General features: G+C 74.1%; 23 protein-coding genes and 1 riboswitch. Of the genes, 20 read left to right on the plus strand and 3 right to left on the minus strand.

Features of this window, described 5'->3' with window-relative positions; genetic code table 11:
- The first annotated feature begins 33 nt into the window (after positions 1-33).
- Positions 34-204, plus strand: a riboswitch (M-box (ykoK) riboswitch).
- Positions 205-502: 298 nt separating this feature from the next.
- The 15 genes from ACJ6WD_RS00285 to ACJ6WD_RS00355 all read left to right on the plus strand — a co-directional run bounded on the left by ACJ6WD_RS00285 (position 503) and on the right by ACJ6WD_RS00355 (position 17,436).
- Positions 503-2,158: an NRAMP family divalent metal transporter gene (locus tag ACJ6WD_RS00285; protein ID WP_233656696.1), complete on the plus strand. Its 1,656-nt coding sequence runs from the start codon at positions 503-505 to the stop codon at positions 2,156-2,158.
- A gap of 61 nt (positions 2,159-2,219) precedes the next feature.
- Positions 2,220-2,951, plus strand: coding sequence for an MgtC/SapB family protein (locus tag ACJ6WD_RS00290; RefSeq protein WP_233656695.1), 732 nt, complete (start codon positions 2,220-2,222; stop codon positions 2,949-2,951).
- Between the two features lie 119 nt (positions 2,952-3,070).
- Positions 3,071-3,448: an effector-associated constant component EACC1 gene (locus ACJ6WD_RS00295; RefSeq protein WP_407614897.1), complete on the plus strand. Its 378-nt coding sequence runs from the start codon at positions 3,071-3,073 to the stop codon at positions 3,446-3,448.
- A 476-nt stretch (positions 3,449-3,924) separates the two neighbouring features.
- Positions 3,925-5,070, plus strand: coding sequence for an aminoglycoside phosphotransferase family protein (locus tag ACJ6WD_RS00300; RefSeq protein ID WP_376438264.1), 1,146 nt, complete (start codon positions 3,925-3,927; stop codon positions 5,068-5,070).
- 152 nt (positions 5,071-5,222) lie between these two features.
- Positions 5,223-6,548 carry an aspartate aminotransferase family protein gene (locus ACJ6WD_RS00305; protein ID WP_376435988.1) on the plus strand — a complete coding sequence of 442 codons (1,326 nt, stop codon included), beginning with the start codon at positions 5,223-5,225 and terminating at the stop codon, positions 6,546-6,548.
- Entirely contained in the window at positions 6,545-8,356 is a 1,812-nt protein-coding gene (locus tag ACJ6WD_RS00310) for a 1-deoxy-D-xylulose-5-phosphate synthase N-terminal domain-containing protein (protein WP_376435991.1), read from the plus strand. Before ACJ6WD_RS00305 ends, ACJ6WD_RS00310 begins: the two co-directional genes overlap by 4 nt.
- A complete protein-coding gene (locus ACJ6WD_RS00315; RefSeq protein ID WP_331249115.1) occupies positions 8,337-9,725 on the plus strand; it encodes a glycosyltransferase in 1,389 nt (462 codons plus the stop codon). The genes ACJ6WD_RS00310 and ACJ6WD_RS00315 overlap by 20 nt, the downstream gene beginning before the upstream one ends.
- 5 nt (positions 9,726-9,730) lie before the next feature.
- Positions 9,731-10,558 carry an SDR family NAD(P)-dependent oxidoreductase gene (locus ACJ6WD_RS00320; RefSeq protein ID WP_376435996.1) on the plus strand — a complete coding sequence of 276 codons (828 nt, stop codon included), beginning with the start codon at positions 9,731-9,733 and terminating at the stop codon, positions 10,556-10,558.
- Positions 10,555-11,181 carry a DUF1349 domain-containing protein gene (locus ACJ6WD_RS00325; RefSeq protein ID WP_233656689.1) on the plus strand — a complete coding sequence of 209 codons (627 nt, stop codon included), beginning with the start codon at positions 10,555-10,557 and terminating at the stop codon, positions 11,179-11,181. The genes ACJ6WD_RS00320 and ACJ6WD_RS00325 overlap by 4 nt, the downstream gene beginning before the upstream one ends.
- Positions 11,178-12,359 (plus strand): sugar MFS transporter, encoded by a 1,182-nt coding sequence (locus ACJ6WD_RS00330; RefSeq protein WP_233656688.1) that lies wholly within the window; start codon positions 11,178-11,180, stop codon positions 12,357-12,359. Before ACJ6WD_RS00325 ends, ACJ6WD_RS00330 begins: the two co-directional genes overlap by 4 nt.
- The gene (locus tag ACJ6WD_RS00335; RefSeq protein WP_016576035.1) at positions 12,356-13,351 is read left to right on the plus strand and encodes a methyltransferase; all 996 of its coding nucleotides are present in this window, start codon (positions 12,356-12,358) and stop codon (positions 13,349-13,351) included. Before ACJ6WD_RS00330 ends, ACJ6WD_RS00335 begins: the two co-directional genes overlap by 4 nt.
- Positions 13,348-14,223 carry an endonuclease/exonuclease/phosphatase family protein gene (locus tag ACJ6WD_RS00340; RefSeq protein WP_233656687.1) on the plus strand — a complete coding sequence of 292 codons (876 nt, stop codon included), beginning with the start codon at positions 13,348-13,350 and terminating at the stop codon, positions 14,221-14,223. Before ACJ6WD_RS00335 ends, ACJ6WD_RS00340 begins: the two co-directional genes overlap by 4 nt.
- Before the next feature lie 41 nt (positions 14,224-14,264).
- A complete protein-coding gene (locus ACJ6WD_RS00345; protein WP_376436008.1) occupies positions 14,265-14,933 on the plus strand; it encodes a sugar O-acetyltransferase in 669 nt (222 codons plus the stop codon).
- Between the two features lie 5 nt (positions 14,934-14,938).
- Positions 14,939-15,706: an HAD-IA family hydrolase gene (locus ACJ6WD_RS00350; RefSeq protein ID WP_331249613.1), complete on the plus strand. Its 768-nt coding sequence runs from the start codon at positions 14,939-14,941 to the stop codon at positions 15,704-15,706.
- A complete protein-coding gene (locus ACJ6WD_RS00355) occupies positions 15,703-17,436 on the plus strand; it encodes a glycoside hydrolase family 13 protein (RefSeq protein WP_407614898.1) in 1,734 nt (577 codons plus the stop codon). The genes ACJ6WD_RS00350 and ACJ6WD_RS00355 overlap by 4 nt, the downstream gene beginning before the upstream one ends.
- Here ACJ6WD_RS00355 and ACJ6WD_RS00360 read toward each other — a convergent pair.
- On the minus strand, positions 17,409-18,041 hold the full coding sequence (locus ACJ6WD_RS00360) for a response regulator transcription factor (RefSeq protein ID WP_407614899.1): 633 nt from the start codon (positions 18,039-18,041) through the stop codon (positions 17,409-17,411). The genes ACJ6WD_RS00355 and ACJ6WD_RS00360 overlap by 28 nt on opposite strands.
- A 1,248-nt stretch (positions 18,042-19,289) precedes the next feature.
- Between ACJ6WD_RS00360 and ACJ6WD_RS00365 the strand changes: the two genes are divergently transcribed.
- Positions 19,290-19,937 (plus strand): TetR/AcrR family transcriptional regulator, encoded by a 648-nt coding sequence (locus ACJ6WD_RS00365; RefSeq protein WP_376438286.1) that lies wholly within the window; start codon positions 19,290-19,292, stop codon positions 19,935-19,937.
- 120 nt (positions 19,938-20,057) lie between these two features.
- On the opposite strand, the gene ACJ6WD_RS00370 is transcribed toward ACJ6WD_RS00365, so the two are convergent.
- The gene (locus ACJ6WD_RS00370) at positions 20,058-20,864 is read right to left on the minus strand and encodes a DUF6214 family protein (protein WP_407614900.1); all 807 of its coding nucleotides are present in this window, start codon (positions 20,862-20,864) and stop codon (positions 20,058-20,060) included.
- Between the two features lie 195 nt (positions 20,865-21,059).
- On the opposite strand from ACJ6WD_RS00370, the gene ACJ6WD_RS00375 reads away from it, so the two are divergent.
- The gene (locus ACJ6WD_RS00375; protein WP_407614901.1) at positions 21,060-22,433 is read left to right on the plus strand and encodes an FAD-dependent oxidoreductase; all 1,374 of its coding nucleotides are present in this window, start codon (positions 21,060-21,062) and stop codon (positions 22,431-22,433) included.
- 107 nt (positions 22,434-22,540) lie between these two features.
- Here ACJ6WD_RS00375 and ACJ6WD_RS00380 read toward each other — a convergent pair whose 3' ends face one another.
- Complete coding sequence (locus ACJ6WD_RS00380) at positions 22,541-22,912, minus strand: helix-turn-helix transcriptional regulator (protein WP_233656680.1); 372 nt, start codon at positions 22,910-22,912, stop codon at positions 22,541-22,543.
- 192 nt (positions 22,913-23,104) lie between these two features.
- On the opposite strand from ACJ6WD_RS00380, the gene ACJ6WD_RS00385 reads away from it, so the two are divergent.
- The 3 genes from ACJ6WD_RS00385 (at position 23,105) to ACJ6WD_RS00395 (ending at position 26,118) form a co-directional block, all read left to right on the plus strand.
- Positions 23,105-24,208 carry an NADH:flavin oxidoreductase/NADH oxidase gene (locus ACJ6WD_RS00385; RefSeq protein ID WP_233656679.1) on the plus strand — a complete coding sequence of 368 codons (1,104 nt, stop codon included), beginning with the start codon at positions 23,105-23,107 and terminating at the stop codon, positions 24,206-24,208.
- Positions 24,209-24,299: 91 nt separating this feature from the next.
- Positions 24,300-25,385 carry a WD40/YVTN/BNR-like repeat-containing protein gene (locus ACJ6WD_RS00390; RefSeq protein WP_407614902.1) on the plus strand — a complete coding sequence of 362 codons (1,086 nt, stop codon included), beginning with the start codon at positions 24,300-24,302 and terminating at the stop codon, positions 25,383-25,385.
- Between the two features lie 55 nt (positions 25,386-25,440).
- Positions 25,441-26,118 carry a uracil-DNA glycosylase gene (locus ACJ6WD_RS00395; RefSeq protein WP_233656677.1) on the plus strand — a complete coding sequence of 226 codons (678 nt, stop codon included), beginning with the start codon at positions 25,441-25,443 and terminating at the stop codon, positions 26,116-26,118.
- Positions 26,119-26,120: the final 2 nt, after the last annotated feature.

The following is a 26,120-nucleotide window of genomic DNA, read 5'->3' on the forward strand; positions in this document are numbered from 1 at the left end:
GACTGGGTCTAGACTCCTAGAGGTTTGACGAAGCACGCACCTCGTTCGGTGAGGCGTCGTCACGGACACAGGCCACTGATCCCACCCGTCGAGAGACGCTCCGGATCAGGACAGGTCTCCCCGGCCCAAGGGGTGACTCCAAGTGGCTGCCCCACCCGGGGCTACGCCGTGACGTGCCAAAGCTCTGACGAGTGGGGGTGAGCCGGTCGACGGTGACCGGCCGCTCCTTGCCGGATCGACGACGGCGCGTCCCGTGCGCCCCGGCCGGAAGGAGGCGAGAGACATGGATTGCAGTAGTCCGGGCCATCATCGGCCCCACCTCCGCTTGCCCTCGCATTCTTCCGGCACGCGGTAGCCACCTTCCCTGCGCGGCCTCCCCGCCGCACCACGCCCCCGTACGGCCACCCGCCGACACGGGTCGCCGTGCTGCGCCCCCGCGCAGGGAAGACGGCTGCCTCGCGCCCCCAACACCTCCCCCGCCCGGGGGACTTGGGAGGTCGCCATGACCGAGACCACCGTCCGCGCCACGGCCCCGGCACCGCACCCCACCGCCGTGCTCGACGACGCGCACACCGGTGACATCCGCGGCGCGCTCGGCACCATCCGGCACGACGACACCGCCCCGCGCCGGGGCCTGTCCGCCAAGCTCAAGACCCTGCTCGCCGTCGTCGGCCCCGGCCTGATCGTGATGGTCGGCGACAACGACGCCGGCGCCTTCACCACCTACGGCCAGGCCGGCCAGAACTACGGCACCCACCTGCTGTGGACCCTGCTGCTGCTCGTCCCGGTGCTCTACGTCAACCAGGAGATGGTGCTCCGGCTCGGCGCCGTCACCGGAGTGGGGCACGCCCGGCTCATCCTGGAGCGGTTCGGGAAGTTCTGGGGCGCCTTCTCCGTCATCGACCTGTTCCTGCTCAACGCGCTGACGCTGGTCACGGAGTTCATCGGCATCACCCTGGCCGCCGGGTACCTGGGACTGCCCAAGGTCGGCGCGGTCCTGCTGGCCGCGGCCGTCATCATCGCCTCCGCCTTCACCGGGTCGTTCCGCAGGTTCGAACGGATCGCGATCGCCCTGTGCGCGGCGTCCCTGCTGCTCGTCCCGCTGTACTTCCTGGTCCACCCGTCCACCGGCCAGATGGCCCACGACTTCGTCGTCCCGCACCTGCCCGGCGGACCCGGCGGACCGTCCGCGGTGATGCTGCTGATCATCGGCATCGTCGGCACCACCGTCGCCCCCTGGCAGCTCTTCTTCCAGCAGTCCTACGTCATCGACAAGCGGATCACCCCGCGCTTCATGGGCTACGAGAAGGCCGACCTGTGGATCGGCATCGCCATCGTGGTGCTCGGCGCCGCCGCCCTGATGGGGTGCACCGCCGCCGCCTTCGCCGGCACCGCGGGCGAAGGAGCCTTCACCGACACCGCCGGCATCGCGCACGGCCTGGCCGCCCACGCCGGCAAGCTCGCCGGGGTGCTGTTCGCCGTCGCCCTGCTGGACGCCTCGATCATCGGCGCCTTCGCGGTGTCGCTGTCCACCGCGTACGCCATCGGCGACGTCTTCGGCATCCGGCACTCCCTGCACCGCGGCGTCGGCGGCGCCAAGGGCTTCTACGCCGTCTACGCGGGTCTGGTCGCCGCGGCCGCCACGATCGTGCTGATCCCCGGGTCGCCGCTGGGCCTGCTCACCGAGGGCGTGCAGACCCTGGCCGGGGTGCTGCTGCCGTCCGCCTCCGTCTTCCTGCTGCTCCTGTGCAACGACCGGGCGGTGCTCGGCCCGTGGGTCAACGGCCCCCGCACCAACGCCTTCACCGCCGCCGTCGTCGGCGTCCTGGTCACCCTCTCGGTGATCCTCACCGCCGCGGTGCTCTTCCCGGACATCGACGCGGGCAGCATCCTCACGCTCATGGCGGGCTGCGGCGCGGCCGGGGTGCTGGCGCTCGGGTACGCGGAACTGCGGCGGCGCCGCAAGGGCTGGGCGCGCGGCAGGCGTCCGGTGGACCGCGCCGGCCGCGAGGACTGGCGGATGCCGCCCCTGGCGGAGCTGACCCGGCCGGTGCTCTCCACCGGGCACAAGATCGGCCTGACCGCGCTGCGGACGTACCTGCTGCTCGCCATGGTCCTGGTCGTCATCAAGCTCGTCCAAGTGGCGCTCGGCCAGTGAGGTTTCCGGCCCGCCGCCGGCACCCGTCCCCCACCCTATCCGTTCCCGAGGAGGTGCTCCCATGCACACCCTGACCGTCGTCGACTTCCTCGTCCGACTCGCCACCGGCGTGGCCTGCGGAGCGCTCATCGGTGTCGAGCGCCAGTGGCGCGCCAGGATGGCGGGACTGCGCACCAACGCCCTGGTCGCGGCCGGGGCCACGCTCTTCGTCCTCTACAGCACCGCCGTCGGGGACTCCGGCAGCCCCACCCGCGTCGCCTCGTACGTGGTCTCCGGCATCGGCTTCCTCGGCGGCGGGGTGATCCTGCGCGACGGGGCGGGGGTGCGCGGCCTGAACACCGCCGCCACCCTGTGGTGTTCGGCGGCGGTCGGCGTGCTGGCCGCCTCCGGGCGCCTCGAACTCGCCGTCCTCGGCACCCTCGCCGTCCTCGCCGTGCACCTCGTGCTGCGCCCGGCGGGACGGCTGCTGGACCGGGCCCCGGCGTCCGGATCCGACCCCGACGCGGCCGTCCTCGCCACCGTGCACGTGGTCTGCGAGCGCCGCGCGGAGACGCACATCCGCGCCCTCCTGCTCCAGGCGCTCACCTCGTCCGGCCTGACCCCGATCGGCCTGCGGGCCCGGCGCGACGCCGAGGACACCACCGGCATCCGCGCCTCGGTGACCGTCTCCGGCGACCTCGCCCAGGCCCTGGAACAGGTCATCGCTCGGCTCTCCCTGGAACCGGACGTCCGCGACCTGCACTGGCACCTCGACGCGTCCGAGGTCGCCCCGGAACAGTCCGCGTTGGCGTGAGGCGGCGGAGAGAGCCGTCCGGAGCCGCGACCGCCCCACCCGGACCCCGAAAGCACTGCGGCACGACCGTTTTTCGCGGACCACGACCGGGCGGCGCGCGCATCGGCCAGGATGGTCGCGTGACGACCGACGGAGTACCGGAACTGCGGTTGCGCCTACCGGGCGCCGCGGACCAACTGCCTTCCCTGATGGACTGGTTGCGCCATGAGGACGGGCTGCGCGGCCGGGTGCGGGCGGTGCACTCCCCGCCCGCACCCGGCGAGATGGGCGGGGCGCTGGACGTGCTCGCGGTGGCCGTCGGGTCCGGAGGCGTGGGCGCGGTGCTGGCCAACTGCCTGGCCACCTGGATCGCCCAACGGCGCTCCGACGTCCGGATCACCCTGAGCACCCGGGACGGCCGCACCCTTGAGGTGGACGCCAAGGGCGTCGACCCGCGGGCGCTGGTGCGCGACATCGAGCGCCTCCTCGACGACCCCGGTGCGGGGACCGACCGGTAGCCGCAGGCCGCCGAGGGGCGCGGAACGGCGCCTGACCTGGGGCGTGGCCCATCAGGTGCCGTGCGCTCCGCCCGCTCGGGGCAGGTCCGGCGGGCCGGCACGACCGCCTGCCGGGTGGGCGGGGTGGCTGCGGCCGGGGCCGTCGCCGACGATCGGGCAACCGGATGAGGGCCGTTCGGGCAACGCCGGCGGGCCGTTCGGTCCTGACGGGAGGGCAGGGCGGGTGGCCGGCCGGTCGAGGACCGTAAGGCCATCGCCCCTGCGCAGCCGCGACCGGCGGCGGCACGGGGTGGCCGCGGACGCCGGGCGGGGCGAGCAGGACTCCGCGGCCGGGCGCGGGACGGGTCGGTCGGCGGGCAGGCGGGCGACGATCGGGCAGCGGCCCCTGCCCCGGGGAAGGGACCGTTCGGATCTGGTCCGGGGGCGGACGAATGCGGTGGAGTGGCACCCGTAGCCGCCTCGCGAACAGGGACGACATGCACAGTCAGGAACGGCAGGAGCACGACCGGGAGGTCCTCTCGGTGCCCGGTGACGCGCCGCCGGGCAGCGCGGAGTGGGTGCGCGGCGTGCTGGCGGCGGCCTGGGGCGGGCCCTGGGCCGGACTGCCGGTCCGGCCCCTCGTGTCCGACGGGGCCGCGCCGCTCAGCCACACCGCCGGACTGTGGCACGTCGACCTGCCCGGCAACGGTCATGTGCTGAAGGTCCAGTTGAACCCCGACGCCGCGCGACGGCGCCGCTTCTACCCGCTCAAGGAACGGATCGCGGCACACTGCCGGGGCCTGGGAGTCCCCGTTCCGGCGGCCGTGCCGGCGGCGGACGGCGCCACCAGCGTGTGGTGCCAGGGCCTGGTGTGCGAACTCAGCCCCTGCCTGGACGGCGCCGCCGTGGCGTGGTTCACCCCCGCCGAGGCACAGGAGGTGGTCCGCACCGGGCTGGACCTGCGCACCGCCCTGGACCGGTTGCCGCCGGGGTGGTCGGAGGAACTGGCACCGATCCCGCTGCCCCGACTGGTCGACGAGGAGCACTGGCCGACGGCGCTCCGGGACGCCGAGGAGCGGCTGCTGCCCCTGGCCGAGGAGGGCGAGGGCGACTGGCACCGCGCGGCGGCCTCGGTGCTGCGCGAGACGGTGGCGGCCGGACACCTCCCGCGGGAGGCCGACGTGCCCGCCGTCGGGGACCCCGTGCCCCGGCCCGCGGTCGTCCACAGCGACCTGCACCACCACCACTTCGTGCTCACCGACGACGGTCCCGGCGGCGGGCCGCGGGTCCAGGGCGTCCTCGACTTCGACAACGTGCACGTCGGCGACCGGCTCCTGGACCTGGCCTGGCTGGCCGAGGCCGCCGGACGCGTCGCCGATCCCGCGGAACGGCGCCGGTCGCTGACCGCGTTCACCCGGACCGCGACCGACCGCGGGCTGCTGCGACCGGGCGAGGAACGGCTGTTGATGCCGCTGCTCGTGGCCCACTCGCTGCCGGTGATCGTCGACATCGCCAAGGACATCCTGGAACGGAACATCCTCAGCCCCGTCTGGCTCGGCTACTTCGACCTGCTGTCGCCGGCGCGCCGCGGGGAGATCCACCGCCTGCTGACCGCTCCCGCCCCGTCGGCGCCCGCCCGGTGAGGACGCCGGACCGGTACCCGGACCGCCGCTGACCGGGCCCCCGCGGCGACTCGGTACCGTCCTCCCCCCATCTTTCTGACGCCTCGTCACTCATCGCGGTCGCCTCCGCAGAGTGCTCCGTTGCTCATCCCCCGCACAGAAAGAGATCCCGCATGCCCGCACAGGAGTCCGCGGCTTCGCCGTGGCCGACCGACCTGTCCGCCTACTGCTTCGAGGTCCCCCACTCCGACGACTCGCTGCTCTTCAGCTCCGCCAAGGGCGTCCGCCTGACCGACGCGACCGGGCGCAGCTTCCTGGACGCCATGTCGGGCGTGTTCGTGTCCTGCTTCGGGTACGACTGCGAGCCCATCGCCCAGGCCGTCCAACAGCAGCTGCACACCATGCCGTTCAACCCCCCGCTGCACGGCGCCAACCAGGCCGCGCTCGACCTGGCCCGGGCCCTGGTCGACCTGGCCCCCGAGGGCATCACGGCCGCCAAGCTGGTCAACGGCGGCTCGGAGAGCATCGAGGCCGCCATCCGGCTCGCCCGCCTCTACCACCGCTCGCACGGCCGGCCCGACAAGGTCAAGGTGCTCAGCCACTACCACGGCTACCACGGGGCCACCTTCGGCTCGCTCACCCTGACCGGCCGGCCCGACGTCAGCCGCTTCGGCCCGGGGCTGCCCGGCGTCGTCCACGTCTGGCCGCCGGACTGCCTGGAGGAGTTCTGGGGCGTCGCACCGGACCGCTCCGCCGCGCTGGCCGCGGAGATGATCGAGCGGACCATCGAGGCCGAGGGCGCCGACTCGGTGGCCGCCCTGGTCATCGAACCGGTCATCCACCTGCGCGGGATGGCCATCCCGTCGGCCGACTACTTCGCCCGGCTCCGCGACATCTGCGACCGGCACGACATCCTGCTCGTGTTCGACGAGATCGTCACCGGCTTCGGCCGCACCGGCCAGCCCTTCGCCGCGCAGACCTTCGGCGTCACCCCCGACCTGATGTGCGTCGGCAAGGGCATCTCCGGCGGCTACGCGCCGCTGGCCGCGGTCCTGATCGGCGAGCGGATCGCCGCCGTGCTCGGTGACGCCGACGGAGCGCGCGCCTTCGCCCCCTCCCACACCTACGCCGCCAACCCCATGGCGTCGGCGGCGGGCCTGGCCGCGGTGACCCTGTTCCACGACGGCGACTACCTCACCAAGGTGCGCGAGTTGGCGCAGTACATCGAGCCCCGGCTGCGGCAACTGGTCGCGGGGCGCGGCACGCTGCGCGCCATCGGCCTGCTGTACGGCGCCAAGCTCGCCGATGCCGACGACGGCGGGCAGGGCCCGATCGGCGAGCGGGTCGCCCGCGCCTGTCTGCGGCGGGGCCTGATCCTGCGCGGTCAGGACGACTGGTTCGTGCTGGCCCCGGCGTTCGTGACCACCCGCGCCGAGGCGGACGAGGCCCTGGGGATCCTCGGCGAGGCCCTGGACGAGGTCTGCGGGGCGGCCCGATGAGCGCCCTGCACGCCCTCGTGCAGGGCCCGGCCACGGCCGCGGCGCCCCGCCTCACCGAGCCGGAGCGGGCCGTGGTCCAGCGCGAACTCGACGAGCTCGCCCGGGGCGGCTACACCGGCCCGCTGCTGGAGAGCCTGCGCAAGCTGGCCGCCGCCGTGCCCGAGCGGCTCTACGACGACAGTGCGCGGGTGCTGTTGCGGATGCACGAGATCGCCAGGTCCGGCAACTACCAGAGCAACCTGTCGTCGCTGCCGCTCGTACGGGCCTGCTTCGACCTCGGCCTGGTGCCCGAAGACGGGCCGGGACCGGCCGAACTCATCGTCGGGCGCGGGCACATCGCGCCCGCGTTCTACGCCGAGCACTACGTCCGCGGCACCTTCCCCTTCGCCCCGTTGGCCACCCTCCACCAGGGCGGTCTGACCGGCGTCGTCCACCAGGACCTGGGCTTCACCAACACCATGCGCTACAGCCTGGGGGTGGGCGTGGCCCAGGCCGTCAGCCTCGCCTGGGAGCTGACCCGCCGCGGCGAGGACCGCAAGGTGGTCTGCCTGGCCGGCGACGGCGAGTTGCAGGAGGGCGTGGTCTTCGAGTGCCTGCGCTTCGCCCACGAGGCGGACCTGAAGAACCTCATCCTGGTCGTCGACACCAACGACAAGGGCATCGAGCCGCTCCTCAAGCCGCTCAGCCGCGGCTACCTGGCCAGCTACCTGGACCGGGTCGAGGAGGTCGACGGCCTGGACACCGCCACCGTCCGCGACTCCCTCGGCGCGCTGCTGGCCGCGCCGACCTCCGCCGCGCTGGTGTGCCGCACCCGCAAGGGCGACCACAGCTTCAAACCCGCCACCACCGCGCCGGCCACCGCACCCCGCCCGGCCAAGGTCTCCTTCGCCAACACCTCCGGCGCGGCGCTGGCCGCCTACCGGGAGCGCACCGGACGCGAACTGGCCGTCTTCACCGCCGACATGGCCGCCCGCTTCGGGCTGCGCGACAAGGTCCCCTACACCAACACCGGGCTCGCGGAGACGCTGAGCCTGGGCCTGACCCTGTCCCTGCCGGAGGAGACCGTCAAGGTCGTCGCGACGGACGCGATGTACTACATGGACTCCCTGAGCATGCTCACCGAGGCCACCACCAGCGTCCGCAACCTGCTGGTGCTGGCCGGGCGCAGCTGGGGCGCCTGGGGCGGCGCCCACAACGCCACCAACCTGCTGGGGCAGTTGCTGCACACCCGGGTCTACGAGCCGGTCACCGCGGCCGAGTTCGCCGCCTGCCTGGACCGGCTCGACCGGCACCCGGACACCACCCACGTGATCAGCACCGTCGACGCCAAGTTCGACCCGCCCCCGGCGGACTGCGCCGGCGACGTGGACGGGGGGACCTGGCTCACCCCGCCCGGCGACGGACCGCCGCGAGCGGCCGTGGTCACCTTCGGCTACGCCGGGGTGCTCGTCGCCGAGGCCAACCGCGACCTGGGCGTGCCGCACCTGCACTGCGCGGCCCTGGAGCCCGACCTGGACGCCCGCACGCTCGCCCAACTCGGCGCCTGCGAAGACCTGTTGACCGTCGAGTACAACGGCGTGCACGGCGGCTTCGGCGAGCGGCTGCGCACCACGTACCTGCTGCCCGCCCGGGTGCACGGCGTCCGCCAGGACATCGCCAACCGCGTGCACGACCGGCAGTTGCGGTTGCACGGCATGGGCCCCGAGCAGCTCGACGCGTTGCTGCGCGGCCTCACCGGCCGGCCCGACGCCACCGCGACGACGGCCGACGGCTTCGAGGAGGGCGCCCGTGCGACTGCACACGCATGACTACCGCGCCCCGGAGACCGACGGCATCGTCGACGGCGCCATCCTGATGCACCGCGAGATGGCCGAGCTGCTGACCCGGCGTCAGTCGGTGGCCTGGCACGACCTGACCGGCGGGCCCGGGTGCGTCACCGCGGCCGGACCCGGCGACGTGGTGTACGCCGGATCGGGTCCGTACGCCTTCCTCTACCACCACTGGCGGCAGCGCACCGGCGGCCGCTTCCGGATCGTCCGCGAGGTGCACACCGCCCTGTGGTCGGGCTACTGGGCGCAGGAGGAGCTGTGCGCGCCGCTGGTGCGCCCCGGTGACCTGGTGCTCTTCCCCACGGAGTACACCCGGCGCCTGTTCGTCCGCCACTTCCCCGCCGTCACCGAGGAGAACTCGGCGGTGGCCTACCCCATGCTGGACCGGCTGCCCCGCAACGGGCCCGTGCCCGCGCCGGAGCCGGGAGAGGCGCTGCGCATCGGCTACCTCGGTGCGCTGTCGCTGGCCAAGAACTTCGACCAGGTGGTCGACGTCTTCGCCCGCTGCCACCGCGAGAGCGGCGGGCGGGCGAGCCTGGTGTGCGCGGGCAAGCCCAACCACCCCCGCTGGGAGGCGGACGCCGTCCGCACGGCCCTGGCCGGGCAGGGCGTCCCGCCCGGCGCCGTCGACCTGCTCGGCGTCCTCGGACAGCACCAGCTCGCCGACTTCTTCGCCCGGATCGACGTGCTGCTCTTCCCCAGCACGGCCTCCCGGGAGACCCTCGGCCGGGTCGTGCTGGAGGCACTGGCCCACGGCGTACCGGTGGTGGCCGCCGACGTCGGCCCCGCCGTGGAACTGCTGCCCGCCCGCAACCTGGTGCCCACCGTCCTCGACACGACCAGCGAGTTCACCATGAGCCGGGTCGGTCCGCTGGGCCGGATCGACGAGGACGTCCTGACCCGCAAGCTTCTGCACCGCGACTACGCACCGGCCGCCATCCGCAGCGCCGCCCCCTTCCAGGACGAAGCGTTCCTGCACGCCCTGGCCGGCGCACCGGACGCGCACGCCCTGGAGCACGACACCACGCTGCCCGAGGCGCTGCGCGTACCCGCCCGCGCCGACTTCGACCCGCAACGCGCCGTGGCGCAGGCCGAGCGGCTGTTCACCGACTTCTTCGGGCACCGCGACCGGGCCGTGCACGACGCGCTGGACGCCCACGCCGCCGAGCACGGCTCCGACGGCACGGCCCCCGGTGAGTGGGCCGCACTGCACGACCTGGTCGACCGGCCGGGCCGCAACCTCGCCGACTACCGGGCGTTCCCCCGGCTCCTGGACGCCCTGGTGCTACCGCCGCTGACCTATCGCCTCGCGCCGCAGCCGGTGCGCGCGAACGCCGGAAAGGAATGAGGAACATGGACTTCGCAACGGGATTCGCCGACAAGGTGGCGCTGGTCGTGGGGGGTGGCCGGGGCATCGGCTCGGCCGTGGTCGAGGAGCTCGCCCGGCGCGGGGCGCGCGTCGTGGTCGCCGACACCGACACCCTGCCCTCGCAGTACAACCACTACCAGTCCACGCAGGTCAGCGGATACGCCGACGCCCAGAAGCTCGCCGCCCGGCTGACCGAGGAGGGACTCCAGGTCACCGCGGCGCAGGCGGACGCCACCGACGAGGACCAGGTCAGTCGGCTGTACGCGGGCCTCGCCGAGCAGGCCGGCCGCCTGGACGTGGTCGTCAACGCCTTCGGCGTCACCCACGTCTGCCCGGTGGAGAGGATGGAACTGGCCGAGTTCCAGCGCGTGGTGTCCGGCAACCTCGACGGCGTCTTCCTGTCGTCGAAGCACGCCGTGCCGCTGCTGCGCGACTCCGGCGGCGGTGCCATCATCAACTTCTCGTCGGTGTCGGGCCGTTCGGGGTTCGCCAAGGTCGCGCACTACTGCGCCGGCAAGTTCGGGGTGGTCGGCTTCACCGCGGCGCTGGCCCAGGAGGTCGCCCGCGACGGCATCCGCGTCAACGCCGTCTGCCCCGGCATCGTCCGCTCCAACATGTGGCGCTACCTGCTCTCGGAGTTCGTCCGGCCCGGCGAGACCGAGGACGAGTGCTGGGAGCGGATGCGGTCGATGATCCCCCAGCGCGAGTTCCAAACCCCCAAGGACCTCGCGGAGCTGGTGGTGTACCTGGCCGGGGCGACCAAGGTCACCGGTCAGGCGATCAGCGTCGACGGCGGGATGACGGCCCCGTGACGCTCGGCACCACAGCACCGTGGCCCGGCGTCGGAGTCGGCGACGCCTCCGACGCCGGGGCCGGGGCCGGCTGGCAGTGGCGGGGCCGGCCGCGGTCCTGGTCGCGCACCGGGGAGTCCCTGCACATCGAGGCCCCGGGCGGAGCGGACCTGTACGCCCTGCCCGGCTCGTACCAGGCCGACTCCCTGCCGTTGCTGCAACGGACCGTCACCGGCGACTTCACCGCCCGGACCCGGATCAGCGTCGAGGGTTCGGCGTTCGGGGACGCGGCGGGCCTGGCGCTGCACGGCGGCGACGGCTGGCTGAAGGTGTGCGTGGAGCGCACCAAGGCCGGTGGCTGGGCGGTGGTCACCGTACTGTCCCGCCCGGCGTCCGACGAGGCCATGGGCCCCGCGTTGGACGGCCCCGCCGCCGAGCTGCTGGTGACCCGCGAGGGCCGTCGGCACGCGGTCCTCTTCCGCCAACGGCCGCAGGAGGACTGGCGGTTCGTCCGCACCTTCCACGGCTTCGCGGACCCGGAGCTGCGGCTCGGCGTGTTCGTCCAGGCGCCCTTCTCGCCGTCCGCGGCGGCCCTCTTCGGGCCGCTGCACCTGAGCCCCGTGCCGCTGGGCGACCGCCGGTGACCCGGCGCACCCCCCGGCCCGGGCGCGACCCGCTGATCGCGGCGGCGCTGGCGCTCTCCCTGCTCCTCGGTGTGGTCACCGGCGCGCTGGGGGCGGCGCTGCCGCTGCTGCGGTCGGCCTACGGGCTGGACGACGGCAGCGGCACCGAACTGGTCGTGCTCTACAACCTCGGCGCGCTGCTCGCCATCGTCCTCTGCGGGATCGGCCCCCGCCGCCTGCTGGGCCGGGCGCTGCCGCCCGCCCTGCTGCTGGCGTTCGCGGGCAGCAGCGCGGGCATGGCCCTGGCGCCGACCTGGGGCCTGCTGTGCGGCTTCGCCCTGGTCGCCGGTGCCGGCTACGGCGGGCTGATCCTGCACCTGAACAGCTACTTCGCCCACCCCTCCCGGCCCCGGCCGGCGTTGCTGCTCAACGTGCTGCACGCCTGCTTCGGCGCGGGGGCCACGGTCGGCCCGCTGCTGGTGGGCCAGTGGGGCGGGACGTCCGGACTGCTGCTGGTCGCCGGCGCACTGTCCCTACTGCTGTTCCGGGCCGCGGCGGCCACCGGGGAGCCCGTCGACCGTCCCGAGGGGGCCGCCGCCCGGCGCCCGTCGGGCCCGCTGCTCGCCGTCCTCGCCCTCCTGGCGCTGCTGTACGCGGGCGTCGAGGCCGGGATCGGCGCGCTGGAGTCGACCCACCTGACCTCCTCCGGATACGCACCGGCCGACGCGGCGCGGGCCACGGCACTGTTCTGGGCCGGGCTCACCGTCGGCCGGCTGGTCCTGCCGGTGGCGGCGCGCCGGCTCCACCACCCCCGGCTGATCGGCCTGTGCCTGCTCGCCGCCACCGGGGCGCTGGCCGCCACCCTGCTCGGCTCCCTGGCGCCGGTGGCGTACGGACTGGCCGGGCTGGCCCTGGCCGCGGTCTTCCCCACCGCGCTGGCCTGGGCGAACGCCCTGCTGCCCGATCCCCATCGGGTCAACTCCGCACTGCTGGTGGCCAACCTCGTCGGCAGCACCGTCCTGCCCTACCTCATCGGCCTGGCGGCGGCCCCCGGCAGCCGGGCCACGATCCCCCTCGCGCTCGCCGGTCTGACGCTGCTGTGCGGTCTGACCATCGCCGTCGCCGCCCGCCTGGCCCGCAGGCCCGTGCCCCCGGCACCGCGACCGGCGCCCCACAACGAACTGGAGACCTCCCCATGACCTCACCGCAGCCCGTCACCGACCTGATGTGGGCCCACTGGAAGACCAAGACGATGCTCAGCGCCGTCGAGGTCGGGGTCTTCACCGAACTGGCCAAGGAGCCGCTGCCCGGCCCCGTGCTCCGCGACCGGCTGGGCCTGCACCCGCGGCCCGCCACCGACTTCTTCGACGCCCTGGTGGCCCTCGGGCTGCTGGTGCGCTCCGACGACCGGTACGCCAACGCACCCGAGGCGGCGGAGTACTTGGACCGCCACCGGCCGGCGAGCTACCTCGGCGGCAGCTTCCTCACCCAGTGCGCCGGCCTGGCCGACGACCTCACCGAGGTGCTGCGCACCGGCCGGGCCGCCCGTCAGGCCCGGGACGGCCGGGACTTCTACCGGGCCATGTACGCCGCGTCGGACTCGGTGCGCGCCTTCCAGAAGGACATGACCGCGCTCAGCATGGGCCCGGCGCGGGCCATCGCGGAGAAGTTCCCCTGGGAGCGCTACCGTTCGCTGGCCGACATCGGGTGCGCCGAGGGCGCGTTGCCCGGCCACGTCCTGGCCCGTCACCCCCACCTGACCGCCGTCGGCTTCGACCTGCCCCCGGCGCGGGCGGGCTTCGCGGAGTACACCGAACGCCTCGGGGTCGCCGACCGCGTCACCTTCCAGGAGGGCGACTTCTTCCACGACCCGCTCCCCTCCGCCGACGTGCTGGTCTTCGGCCACGTCCTGCACAACTGGGGGCAGGAGGAGAAGCTGCGGCTGCTGCGCGCCGCCCACCGGGCGCTGCCGGACGGCGGGGCGGTACTGGTCTACGAGACGCTCATCGACGACGAGCGGCGCAGCAACGCCATCGGGCTGATCCTCAGCCTCATCATGCACGCCGAGGTCCCCGGCGGCTTCGACTACACCGGCGCCGAGTGCCGGGCGTGGCTGCGCGAGGCGGGCTTCTCCCAGACGTACGTCGAGCACCTGGAAGGCCCCGAGTCCATGGTCGTGGGCATCAAATGAGCCACCCCGAAGAGCCGGGCCGGGACGCGGCCGGCGCCGACGACCTGGTGATGTTCTGGAACCTCTACGAAGCGGGCGTCGACCGCCACTACGGCCGCGACGAACGCTGGCACCTGCAACGGGACCTGGTGCGGGAGCACCGCCCCCGGGTGCTGATGACCACCGAGGGGTGGGCCTGGCAGTTCAACGACCGTGCCTTCTTCGAGGACGCCAAGTCCGCCCTCGACATGGACGGCGTGCTCTTCCCCGCCAAGACCGGCTGCAACCTGGCCGTGTTCTGGCAGCACGACGTGGACCTGGTCGCGGTGGAGGAGGTCGCGCCGGAACTCGCCCAGTGGCACGGCCACGGCAGCGCCACCTTGCGGCTGCCCGGCCGGTCGGCGCCCGTGCGGTTCGTCGTGGCCCACCTCGACCCGTTCAGCGCGACGAACCGGCGCATCGAATCCGACCACCTGCGCCAGTACGCCGACCCCGAGGCGCCCCACCCCACGCTGCTGGCCATGGACGCCAACACGGTGCCGCCGGGGGACCCCGAGCCGGACTGGTCCACCGCGCCCCGCCACCGGCGCGCCGACCACACGGTGCCCGGCGAGGACCAGGCGGACCGGGCCCCGCTGCGGCGCCTGCTCGGCACCGCGGAGGAACCGCTGTTCGTCGACGCGGGCGCCCACCGCGGCGACCGGTCCCCGACGTTCGGCTTCCACCCGCCGGGCGAGGCGCCCCGGCGCATCGACCTGTTCCTGCTGACCCCCTCCCTCGCCCCGGACCTGATCGCGTACCGGGCCCTGGACGACCCCCGGCTGCACCCGCAGGGCGAGCGGCCGGCGGCCTCCGACCACCGGCCGATCACCCTCCGGCTGCGCCGTCACTGAGCGGCCCGGACGCCCGCCCGCAGAAAGGCACCCCGCACCCGATGAAACCGACGCCCCCCGACACCCCGCCCGCCCCCGGCCTCCCCACGCCACCGGCGGCGCGCCCCGGGCCGACCACGGCCACCGAGCCGTCCACCGGTGCCCAGGACGCCGCACTGGACCGGATCAAGGCCCGGCTCGCCAGCGGTGAGCTGTACTCGGCCCACGACCCCGACCTGCTCCCCTACCGCCAGCGCTGCATGGAGCTGCTGGACCAGGTCAACAGCACCGCGCTCGGCGACGTCCGCACCCGCGAGCGGCTCCTGGGCGACCTGCTGGGCCGCATCGAACCGGGCGGCTGGGTGATGCCCCGCTTCCTGTGCGAGTTCGGGTTCTTCATCGAGCTCGGCCCCAGGACGAGGGTCAACTTCGACGTGATGATGCTGGACTGCGCCCCCATCACCCTCGGCGCGGACGTCCTGGTCGCCCCCCGCTGCCAGCTCTTCACCGCCAACCACCCCTTCGACCCCGACCTGCGCCGCACCATGTGGGAGTACGCCAAGCCCATCGCCGTGGGGGACCGGGTCTGGCTCGGCGGCGGCGTGACCGTCCTGCCGGGCGTGACGATCGGCGCGGACACCGTGGTGGGCGCCGGCAGCGTCGTCACCAAGGACCTCCCGCCGAAGGTGCTCGCCGTCGGCAACCCCGCCCGCATCGTCCGGGAGCTGTGACCGCCGTGACCCACTCCCCCACGCCCTCCCCCGAGGCTCCGCAGCCGTCCGCGCGGTACGCGGCCGAGGCGGTCGTCTTCGACCACGACGGCATCCTGGTCGACACGATCCGGCCCGACTACCTGGCCTGCTCGGCCCTGTTCGAGGAGCACGGCGCGACCCTGCCCGCACGGATGTGGGCGCAGGAGGTGTGCGGGCGGCCGGACGGCTACCCGCGCCTGTTCGACGTCCTGCTGGACTCCGTCGGCGCACCGGCCGGATCGGGCCCGTCGCACTCCGCGGACCGCGGCACGACCGGTCCGGGCGGCCACGCGGCGCTCCAGGAGCGCCTGTCGCAGCTGTGGGAGCGCTTCATGACCCCGGAGCACGTCCGCCTCCTGCCGGGCGTGCGGGAGTTGCTGACGCGGCTGCGCGCCGCCGGGCTGCCGGTGGCCGTCGCCTCGGCCGCCGACGCCGAGTGGGTGCGGCGCTGGCTGGGCCACTTCGGCATCGAGGAGTACGTCGACACCGTGGTGGGCGGCGACGAGGTGCCGCGCCGCAAGCCCGATCCCGCCGTCTACTTGGCGGCCGCGGCCCGGCTCGGCGTACCGCCGGCGCGCTGCGTCGCCTTCGAGGACTCGCTGACCGGGGTCGCCGCCGCGCGGGCCGCCGGGATCACCGTGACCGCCGTCCCCACCGGGCTGACCCGTTCCCTGGACTACTCCGCGGCCGACCACGTGCTGCCCGGCCTGTGGGCCGTGGACCTGAGCCGCCCGCCGTGGACCGCCCGATGAGCCCCGGGACCCCGCCCGGGGCGCCGACCACCACGGCGCAGGACGCCCTCCCGACGGGGTCCGCCCCCGGGGCCGGCTGGTGGCGCCACGCGGTCATCTACCAGGTGTACCCGCGCAGCTTCGCCGACGGGAACGGCGACGGCACCGGCGACCTCGCCGGCGTCCTGGACCGCCTGCCGTACCTGGCCCAACTGGGCGTCGACGCACTGTGGTTCACGCCCTGGTACCCCTCCCCGATGGCCGACGGCGGCTACGACGTGGCGGACTACCGCGGCATCCACCCCGACTTCGGGACCCTCGACGAGGCCGAGCGGCTCATCGCCGCGGCGCGCGAGTTGGGGTTGCGCACCCTCGTCGACGTCGTGCCCAACCACGTCTCCAGCGCCCACCCGTGGTTCCGCGCGGCGCTCGCCGCGCCCCCCGGCAGCCCCGAGCGCGCCCTGTTCCACTTCCGCCCGGGCCGCGGCCCGGGCGGCCAGGAGCCGCCCAACAACTGGACCTCCGAGTTCGGCGGCCCCGCCTGGACCCGCACCGCCACCCCCGACGGCACCCCCGGCGAGTGGTACCTGCACCTGTTCACCCCGGAGCAGCCCGACCTCAACTGGAGCCACCCCGAGGTCAGGTCGGAGTACGAGGCCGTGCTGCGCTTCTGGTTCGACCGGGGCGCCGCCGGCGTGCGCGTCGACACCGCGATCGCCCTGGCCAAGGACCCGGACCTGCCCGACCTGACGGACACCCCCCGGCCGCACCCCTACATCGACCGCGACGAGCTCCACGACCTGTACCGCTCGTGGCGCGCCCTCGCCGACTCCTACCCGGACCCACGCGTCCTGGTCGGCGAGCTCTGGCTGCCCGACGCCCCCGAGCGGTTCGCCCGCTACCTGCGCCCCGCAGAACTCCACACCGCCTTCAACTTCGACTTCCTGAGCAGCCCGTGGGCCGCCGGACCGCTGCGCGCCCGCATCGACGCCACCCTCACCACCCACGCGGGCGTCGGCGCCCCCGCGACCTGGGTGCTGTGCAACCACGACGTGACGCGCACCGTCACCCGCTACGGCCGCGCCGACACCTCGTTCGACCTCACCGCCAAGACCCACGGCATCCCCACCGACCTGTCCCTGGGGACCCGCCGCGCCCGGGCCGCCGCCCTGCTCACGCTGGCCCTGCCCGGCTCCGTCTACCTCTACCAGGGCGAGGAACTGGGCCTGCCGGAGGTCGAGGACCTCCCCGCGGACCGGCTGCGCGACCCGATCCACTTCCGCTCCGGCGGCACCGACCCGGGGCGCGACGGCTGCCGGGTCCCGCTCCCCTGGTCCGGCACCGCCCCGCCGTTCGGCTTCGCCCCGGACGGCACCGAGCCCTGGCTGCCGCAACCCGAGCGGTGGAGCGACCTGACGGTGGCGGCCCAGGACGGTGCCGCGGATTCGATGCTGGAGCTGTACCGCGCCGCCCTGCGGCTGCGCCGCACGGGCCCGGCCGCGCCGGACGCCCCGATGCGGTGGCTGCCCAGCGGGCCCGACGTCCTCGCCTTCCGGCGCGGCGACCTGCTGTGCGTGGTCAACTTCGGGGAGCGGCCGGTCGCCCTGCCCGCGGAGCACGCCCTGCTCCTCGCCAGCGGTCCCGTTCCCGACCGCGGCCTGCCGCCCGACACCGCCGCCTGGCTGCGCGCCCCCGGCCCCGGCGAACCGGGATCGACGACCGCTCAGATGTGGCCCTCCCGGAGGGCGTAGGCGACCGCGTGGGCCCGGTTGCGCAGGTGCATGCGGGTCATCATCGCGTGCAGGACGTTCTTGACCGTCCGTTCCGAATAGGCCAGCCGGTCCGCGATCTCACGGGTGCCCAGCCCCTCCGCGACGAGCTTGATGACGTCCACCTCCCGGGGCGTGAGCCCCAGCGTCGGTGGCTGGTCGCCGTCGCTCATCGTGTGCCGGTACAGGCGGCTGGTCTGCGCCAGCACGCGGCCCAGCAGGTCCGGCGGGATCTGGCTCTCGCCGCGCGCGGCGGTGTGGATCGCCTCCACCAGCCGGGGGGCGGTGGCCTGGTGACGCCAGACGACCACCCGTACCCCGCACTCGACGACGGCCATCATCTCCGGCTCCCGCAGTCGTTCGGCGATGAGCACGACGGCCTGGTCGGTACTGCGCGACAACCGGCGCAGTTTGGTCGCCGCCAACTCGTGCAGACGGCCGGTGAGGACGACGGCGACGCCACCGGCAGGGGTCTCCTCGCGGCCGATGACTTCGAGGCAGGGATCGTCGCGTAGGAAACTGAGAATTCCGGTTTCGGTCAGCGGATCGGACGTGTGGACGGTTACGGATATGCGCTTCACTGGCATGGGTTTCCTGACAGGTCCCACGCCGTGGGTGAGCGCGGGAACAACCGATGCGGCAAGGATTTTCCGGTCGGCTAAACCGTCGGTGAACCAGTAGGAAATGTGGGGGCGGGAATGGGGTAGGGCACACCTCTGGTAAGGCCGACGCGGTGGGACGATGCTGACGTGATTCTCTCCGGACTCCGGATAATGATCAAGAGATGGTCAAGTCACTCACGTCCAACTGGCGCGATCCGTTCCCTCGTTCTTCTCCGCGCCCCGCAAAGCGGCAAGTCTCCCAGGGGATTTCCCGCCCGCCTCGCTCTCCGCTTTCGGCTGATTCGGGACAGCGCGGGCCCGGGACGTGCGGCGCGCTCCACGCCCGCCGTTACGGCACGTCCACGGCCGAGCCGAGCACACCCTCGGCGCCCTTCTCGCCCCGACCGTGTCCCTGGTCCGGCACGCTCCGCACCTCAGGCCCGAGCCGACAACCCGCCGGCATAAAACCGCCGTCGACATGACACCCCGCCTATCCGCGGAACACCGCCCCCGCGCCGCACCCCGCCCGTAGAAAAACGAGCCACTGGCGCGCAGGACACCAAGCCTCCCTCGCACCCCCACCCGCCCAAAGAACGGCCGAAGTACCCGCCCGAGAAGGGGCATCACCGTCAGCCATTACGGAAGCCCGTCGATCCGCGCCAATACCAGCCGTCCGACTGGTAATTTCCGCAGAACTCCACGGGCACGGGATTGTCCGTCCCGCAGCGACCTCGGCACGCTCCGCCCTCATCGACGCCGGGGAGGACTTGCGCGCTTTTCGCGCGCACGCGTGCGCCGGGAGGACGTGGAAGACAGGGCGCACCACGCAGGGACGCCCGCGGCGTCCGGGACCCTCTCGAACAGCGCCCGGGAACGCACTCCCGACGGAACCACGGATGCGGGCCGTCGCTCTCCGACAATTGCCGGAACCACCGACCGGGACCCGGGAACGTACGACGCGGGCGCGCACCGGCAACCCTTCGTCAGCACCGGTCCGCCCCACGAGGCGGGGCTCCGTGGAGAAGCCGCCGTCCGACGCGCACCGGGGCCGGCCCCTCGGCCTGCGAAGACGCCGGCCACGAGGTCGACCCCGGCCCCGCGTCCACCCGATTCGGGCGATCCCCCGCGTCGCCCGAATCAGGCAGCCTGACCGGATTTGCCGCCCTGGCGGGCGGGCATCCGATCCTGTGCTGAGTATATTGGCTCTCAGCCAGTCAACGCAGGAGTTACAGGATGTCCCCCCGCAGCGCATCGGTCAATGAAGAATTGCGGCGGCGTTCCCGCGAGCGACTGCTACAGGCGACGGTCGAGCTGGTGGGCGAGCACGGATACGAGGCCACGACGCTCGGCGACATCGCCCGGCGCGCGGGGGCGGCGCGCGGTCTGATCTCGTACTACTTCCCGAGCAAGCACCAACTGCTGCAGTCGGCGGTGCACCGGCTGATGCACCGCACCCTCCAGGCCGCGCTGGAGCGGCAGCCGCGGCCGACCGGACCGGACGCCGGGCGGGAGCTGATGGCCCGGGCCATCGACGCGATCCTGGGGCTGGCGCACGACGAGCCGCTGCTGATGCGGACGCACATGGCCGGCATCCTCACGTCCCCGGGGTTCATCCAATGCCCGGAGCAGCAGCGGCTCGCCGAGTTGCTGCGCGAGACGGTGGTGGCCTACGGGTCGGCGGACCCGGACACCGACTACCCGCTGCTGCGGGCCCTGCTCATGGGGTCGGTGGTGCCCATGCTGCTCCCGGGGGCGCAGATGCCCCGGGTACGGCTGCGCACCGAGTTGTTCCAGCGGTACGGGCTGGCCTGGGAGATGGGCGTGCCACCGGGCGAGCCGCCGTCCGAGAACGCGGTGACGCAGGGGCGTCCGGCCGGATGAGGCGCGGCGACGGCGAACCGGGCACCGCCCCGCCGTCGCACCTCCGCCCGTCGCGCCCCGCCCGTGGGCCGGCACGCCACGCCCGGCCGTCCGCCGCCGGACCGGCCGCGACCGGCCCCGCTAGCGCTTGTTGTGCCGCGGCGTCAGCAGGCCGGCGTCGCGGGCGCCGGCGATCAGGCGGAGGGCCCGGCGCCGGTTGCGGCCGGTGGCGTTCATGACGGCCAGGACGGGGTCCCGCCCCTCCTGCTGGGCCTCGCGGTAGGCGGCCGCGGCGATCTTGCGGCGTTCGCCGGCGCGCGAGCGCACGAGAACGGCCGAACGGGCGGCGGGCGGCGGGGTCGCCGCCGGTTCCTGGGCGGCGGGGCCGTCCTCGGTGGCGGGCGGGCCGGGTTCCGGCGCCGCTGCGGCGTCCGGCGCCGGGGGCGCGACGGCGTCGGAGGTGCCGTCGGTCGGGGTGGTCGCCGGCGCCTCGGCGGTCCCGGCCGCCGGGCTCCCGACCGCGGGTGCGGCGTCCGTACCGCAGAGGCGGCCTGCGCCGCGCACGACCGCGCCCTTCGGTGGGGCGGTTTCCGCGCGGGCCTCCCGGGGCCGGGCCGGGCCGGCTTCCCCCACGGAGGCGCGGGGGGGCGGTCCGGGTGCCGGGCCCGACGGTGCGACGGCGCCGGGGCGGTCCTTGGGCGGGCGTCCGGTGGCCGCGCGGCACGCGTCGTCGAGGGGGCCCTCGATCCAGTGCGCGAGGGAGGCGAGGGCGTCCAGTGTCAGGGGCGGGTCGGCGCGGACGTCCTCGACGGTGAGGCGGTCGCCGGTGGCCGTCACCAGGACGTCGACGCGGGCCCCGTGGGGGAAGGTCAGCCGGGCGCTGAACCAGGGGCCCAGTTCGGACGCGGCCGAGCCATGCGCCTGAAGCTCCCAATCGGGCCACTCCAATGCCCCGCCCTGCGCTTTATATCGGTGGTTATCGGTATAAAACTCACTTTCCGACACAAACAAAACCTAGCCCCCCGCTCACCCGGCCACGGGGCGCGGCACGCTCAGCGGACCGGGAGCAACCCCGATAGCGCAGCTCTCCCGCCGCACGCCCGCCGGTGCGATGCTGGGGGTACTCCGCGGAAGGGGCCACCCGTGCTTCGTGTCGCAGTGATCGGTTCCGGACCGAGCGGTGTCTACACCGCCCAAACGCTGGTCGAGCAGGAAGCCGTCCCGGACATCGAGGTCTACGTCCTGGACCGGCTGCCCTGTCCGTACGGCCTGGTGCGCTACGGCGTGGCACCCGATCACGAGAAGATCAAGTCGCTGCAGAACAACCTGCGGACGGTGCTGGAGCACCCCCGGGTGCACTTCCTGGGGAACGTCGCGGTGGGCGACGCCGGGGTGGGGCTGCGGGAGTTGCGGGAGCTGTTCCACGCCGTGGTGTTCTGCGTGGGGGCCGCCACCGACCGGCACCTGAACGTCCCCGGCGAGGAGCTGCCGGGCAGCCACCCGGCGACGGACTTCGTCGCCTGGTACAGCGCGCACCCGGACGCGGCGGCCGACGGCTTCGCGCTGACCGCCCGTTCGGCGGTGGTCATCGGGGTGGGCAACGTGGCGGTGGACGTGGCCCGGATGCTGTCCCGAGGCCCCGCCGAACTCGCCGCCACCGACATGCCTCAGGGCGCGCTCGGGGCGCTCGCCGACAGCCGGGTCGAGGACGTGTGGATGGTGGGGCGGCGCGGCCCCTCGCAGGCCAAGTTCACCACCAAGGAGCTGCGGGAGCTGGGGGCGCTGCCCGGCACGCAGGTACTCGTCCACCCCGAGGAGTTGGCGCTGGACCCGGCGTTTCGCGATCCGGCCGGGCTGCCGGCCCCGGTGCGGCGGAACGTCGAGGTGCTGCGCGACTGGGCCGAGCGGCCGGTGGAGCGGGCGGCGGGGATGGGCCGGGCCCGCCGGATCCACCTGCGGTTCTTCCTGCGGCCCGTGGAGCTCCTCGGGGATCCGGCCGCCGGGGTGCGCGCGGTGCGGTTCGAGCGGACCGTGCCCGACGGGCGCGGCGGGGTCACGGGAACGGGCGAGTACGAGGAGATCGAGGGGCAGTTGGTGCTGCGCTCGGTCGGCTACCGGGGCTCGCCGCAGCCGGGTCTGCCGTTCGACGAGACGACGGGCACCGTGCCGCACGCGGCCGGGCGGGTGCTGCGGGACGGGGAGCCGTACCCGGGGGTCTACGTGGCGGGGTGGATCAAGCGCGGCCCGACGGGGGTGATCGGCACCAACCGCCCGTGCGCGAAGGAGACCGCGACCTCCCTGCTGGCGGACGCGGCGCGACTGGCCCGGCGGACGGTCGCGGTGGACCCGGTGGCGGCACTGGAGCGGGCCGGGGCGCGGCCGGTGCCCTGGCGGGGGTGGCTGGCCATCGAGGCGGCGGAAGCGCAGTGGGGGCGCGGCCTGGGGCGCGGCACGGTCAAGCTGGCGGACTGGACGGAGCTGTTGCGTGCCGCGCGGTCGGTGATGGTGGGGCGTTGAGTCGCCCCGGGTGAACTCCCTCCCGCCGGGCGGGAGTTCACCGCCCGGGCAGGTCCGGGCGGGCAGGCACGCGCGCCTCGGGGACGGCGCGTCGGGCGCCGGCCCGTTCAGAGCTCGCCGAGGCGGCGCTCCTGGAGGCCGGCGGCCCGCAGCACGCCGTCGATCAGGCCCGGGAACAGCGCTTCGAGGTCGCCCCGGCGCAGGCCGTTCATCTTGGCGGTGCCGCGGTAGAACTGCTGGATCACGCCGTGCTCGCGCAGCACCCGGAAGTGGTGCGTGCAGGTCGACTTGCTGACCGGGAGCTCGATGTCCGCGCAGTTCAACTCGCCCTCGGCGGCGGCCAGTGCGCAGACGATCCGCAGGCGCATCGGGTCGGCGAGGGCGTGCAGGACCTGGGCGAGCCGGATCTCCTCGCGGGCCGGATGCGGGAGCGACCGGGCGCCCGAGACGGGCCCGGCGGCTGGCGTATCGGTCGACATGGTGGCTCCTGACCTGCGGTTCTGTTGGGCCGGCGGCGCGCTCGCACGTGAGGCGCCCGAAGGGGGTCGCCGCAGCCTCCGAAGCCCCCATTGTACGAGACCCTTCGTAGTTTGACACCTGCCGTACTACGATGCCTATCGTATGAACGTGGGGTCGATCGGCCCCGCCCCGTCCAGGTACAGGAGCCTGCCGTGAGCGCACTCTTCGAGCCCCTCACCCTTCGGTCGCTGACCGTCCCGAACCGCCTCTGGATGGCGCCCATGTGCCAATACTCGGCGGCTCCCGAAGGTCCGGCCGAGGGCGCGCCCGGCGACTGGCACTTCCAGCACCTGGCGGCGCGGGCGGCCGGCGGCACCGGCCTGATCCTGACCGAGGCGACCGCGGTCAGCCCCGAAGGCCGGATCAGCCCCTACGACCTCGGGCTGTGGAACGACACCCAGACGGCGGCGTTCCGTCGGATCACCGACGCGATCAAGGCCCAGAACAGCGTTCCCGGCATCCAGATCGCGCACGCCGGCCGCAAGGCGTCCACCGAACGCACCTGGGTGGACCGCGGCCGCGCCCTGCGCCCCGAGGAGCAGTACGGCTGGCGGCCGGTCGGCCCGAGCCCGGTGGCGTTCGACGAGCGGTACACCACGCCCGCCGAGCTGACCGGCGAGCAGATCGCCGAGCTGGTCGAAAAGTTCGCCGAGACCGCTCGCCGGGCGCTGGCCGCCGGCTTCCAGGTGGCCGAGATCCACGGCGCGCACGGCTACCTGATCAACCAGTTCCTCTCCCCGTACAGCAACCGGCGCACCGACGCCTACGGCGGCTCGTACGAGAACCGGACGCGGCTGGCCCTGGAGGTCGTCGACGCGGTGCGCGCGGTCTGGCCCGACGAGCTGCCGGTGTTCTTCCGGATCTCGGCGACGGACTGGCTCAGCGAGGACGCCAGCGACGACCGCGAGGGCTGGACCGCCGACGAGACCGTGCGGTTCGCCGGCGACCTGCGGGAGCACGGCGTCGACCTGTTGGACACCTCCACCGGCGGCAACGCCCCGGACGCGAAGATCGCGGTCGCACCGGGCTACCAGGTGCCGTTCGCCGAGCGGGTCAAGAAGGAGGCCGGCCTCGCGGTGGGCGCCGTCGGCCTGATCACCGAGGCCCGGCAGGCCGAGAAGATCGTCGCGGACGGCCAGGCCGACGCGGTGCTGCTCGGCCGGGAACTGCTGCGCTCGCCGAGCTTCGCCCAGCACGCGGCGCGCGAACTCGGCGCCGCCACGCACCTCCCGCAGCAGTACCACCGGGCCGTCTGACCTGCGCGGACACCGACCGGCGCGCCGTTGTCAGTGGCCGGGTGCACACTGACGACCAGCTGAGACAACGGCGTCTTGGAGGTGTTCCGGCATGACAGACGTGCTCCTCGCGGTGGGCACCCGCAAAGGCTTGTTCCTCGGCCGCCGGCGGCGCGGCGGCTGGCAGTTGGGCGGCCCGCACTTCCCCGCGCAGGCGGTGTACTCCCTCGCGATCGACACCCGTGGTCCGCGGCCACGGGTGCTGGCCGGAGCCGACAGCGCGCACTGGGGCCCGTCGGTCTTCCACTCCGACGACCTGGGCGAGAGCTGGCGCGAGCCGGCCCGACCGGCCGTCACGTACCCGAAGCACACCGGCACTTCGCTGGAGCGGGTGTGGCAGCTGCACCCCGCGGGCCCCGCCGCGCCCGAGGTGGTGTACGCCGGCACCGAGCCCGGCGGCCTCTTCCGGTCCGCGGACCGCGGCGAGACCTTCGAGCTGGTCCGGGCGTTGTGGGAGCACCCCAGCCGCACGAAGTGGGTGCCGGGCGGCGGCGGGCTGGCCGTGCACACCGTGGTCACCGACCCGCGGGACGCCGCCGCGGTGACCGTCGCGGTCTCCGCGGCCGGGGTGTTCCGCAGCCACGACGGCGGCGCCAGCTGGGCGCCGTCCAACAAGGGCGTCAAGGCCGTCTTCCTGCCCGACCAGCACCCCGAGTTCGGGCAGTGCGTCCACAAGATCGCGCCGGATCCGGTCGAGCACGACCGGCTCTACCTCCAGAACCACTGGGGCGTCTACCGCAGCGACGACGCCGGGGCGAGCTGGACGGACATCGGCTCCGGACTGCCCTCGGACTTCGGCTTCACGGTGGCCGCGCACCCCCACCGGTCCGGCGTCGCCTACCTCTTCCCGATCACCGCGGACATCGACCGGGTCCCGGCCGGACACCGCTGCCGGGTCTTCCGCACCTGCGACGCCGGCGCGAGCTGGGAGCCGCTGGAGGCCGGGCTGCCGGCCGAGGACCACTACGGCACGGTGCTGCGGGACGCCCTCTGCGTCGACGACGCCGACCCCGCGGGGGTGTACTTCGGCAACCGCAACGGCGAGCTCTACGCCAGCGCCGACGACGGCGACAGCTGGCGGCAACTCGCCGCCCACCTACCCGACGTGCTGTGCGTGCGGGCGGCGGCGGTGGGCTGAGCGGCGGTCGGCCGGAAGTTGAAGGGGGGCGGGCCTCGGCCAGTAGGGTGACCCCGTGGCTGCACGACCTCTCCAAGACATCGTCGAACCAGGCTGGGCCAAGGCACTTGAGCCGGTCGCCGGACAGATCGCCGCGATGGGCGACTTCCTGCGGGCGGAGATCGCCGCCGGCCGGACCTACCTCCCCGCCGGCAGCAATGTGCTGCGCGCCTTCCAGCAACCCTTCGATGAGGTGCGGGTGCTCATCGTCGGGCAGGACCCCTACCCCACCCCGGGCCATGCCGTCGGGCTGAGCTTCTCCGTGGCGCCGGACGTCCGCCCGCTGCCCGGGAGCCTGGAGAACATCTTCCGCGAGATGCACTCCGACCTCGGGCTGCCCCGCCCCGCCAACGGCGACCTCACCCCGTGGACCCAGCAGGGCGTACTGCTGCTGAACAGAGCGCTGACCACCGCCCCGCGCAAGCCCGCCGCGCACCGCGGCAAGGGCTGGGAGCAGGTCACCGAGCAGGCCATCCGGGCCCTGGTGGCGCGCGGCGGCCCGCTGGTGGCGGTGCTCTGGGGACGCGACGCGCGCAATCTGCGACCGCTGCTGGGCAGCCTCCCGGCGGTCGAGTCCGCCCACCCCTCCCCGATGTCCGCCGACCGCGGGTTCTTCGGCTCACGGCCGTTCAGCCGGGTCAACGAGCTCCTCGTCGGGCAGGGCGCCCAGCCGGTGGACTGGCGCCTGCCCTGAGC

Source organism: Streptomyces sp. VTCC 41912 (assembly GCF_045799175.1).
GTDB lineage: Bacteria > Actinomycetota > Actinomycetes > Streptomycetales > Streptomycetaceae > Streptomyces > Streptomyces albulus_C.

Coding starts and splice junctions, on each gene's coding strand:
- ACJ6WD_RS00285 (WP_233656696.1), top strand. CDS start 503: ATGACCGAGACCACCGTCCGCGCCACGGCCCCGGCACCGCACCCCACC.
- ACJ6WD_RS00290 (WP_233656695.1), top strand. CDS start 2,220: ATGCACACCCTGACCGTCGTCGACTTCCTCGTCCGACTCGCCACCGGC.
- ACJ6WD_RS00300 (WP_376438264.1), top strand. CDS start 3,925: ATGCACAGTCAGGAACGGCAGGAGCACGACCGGGAGGTCCTCTCGGTG.
- ACJ6WD_RS00305 (WP_376435988.1), top strand. CDS start 5,223: ATGCCCGCACAGGAGTCCGCGGCTTCGCCGTGGCCGACCGACCTGTCC.
- ACJ6WD_RS00310 (WP_376435991.1), top strand. CDS start 6,545: ATGAGCGCCCTGCACGCCCTCGTGCAGGGCCCGGCCACGGCCGCGGCG.
- ACJ6WD_RS00320 (WP_376435996.1), top strand. CDS start 9,731: ATGGACTTCGCAACGGGATTCGCCGACAAGGTGGCGCTGGTCGTGGGG.
- ACJ6WD_RS00335 (WP_016576035.1), top strand. CDS start 12,356: ATGACCTCACCGCAGCCCGTCACCGACCTGATGTGGGCCCACTGGAAG.
- ACJ6WD_RS00340 (WP_233656687.1), top strand. CDS start 13,348: ATGAGCCACCCCGAAGAGCCGGGCCGGGACGCGGCCGGCGCCGACGAC.
- ACJ6WD_RS00345 (WP_376436008.1), top strand. CDS start 14,265: ATGAAACCGACGCCCCCCGACACCCCGCCCGCCCCCGGCCTCCCCACG.
- ACJ6WD_RS00355 (WP_407614898.1), top strand. CDS start 15,703: ATGAGCCCCGGGACCCCGCCCGGGGCGCCGACCACCACGGCGCAGGAC.
- ACJ6WD_RS00360 (WP_407614899.1), bottom strand. CDS start 18,041: ATGCCAGTGAAGCGCATATCCGTAACCGTCCACACGTCCGATCCGCTG.
- ACJ6WD_RS00365 (WP_376438286.1), top strand. CDS start 19,290: ATGTCCCCCCGCAGCGCATCGGTCAATGAAGAATTGCGGCGGCGTTCC.
- ACJ6WD_RS00380 (WP_233656680.1), bottom strand. CDS start 22,912: ATGTCGACCGATACGCCAGCCGCCGGGCCCGTCTCGGGCGCCCGGTCG.
- ACJ6WD_RS00390 (WP_407614902.1), top strand. CDS start 24,300: ATGACAGACGTGCTCCTCGCGGTGGGCACCCGCAAAGGCTTGTTCCTC.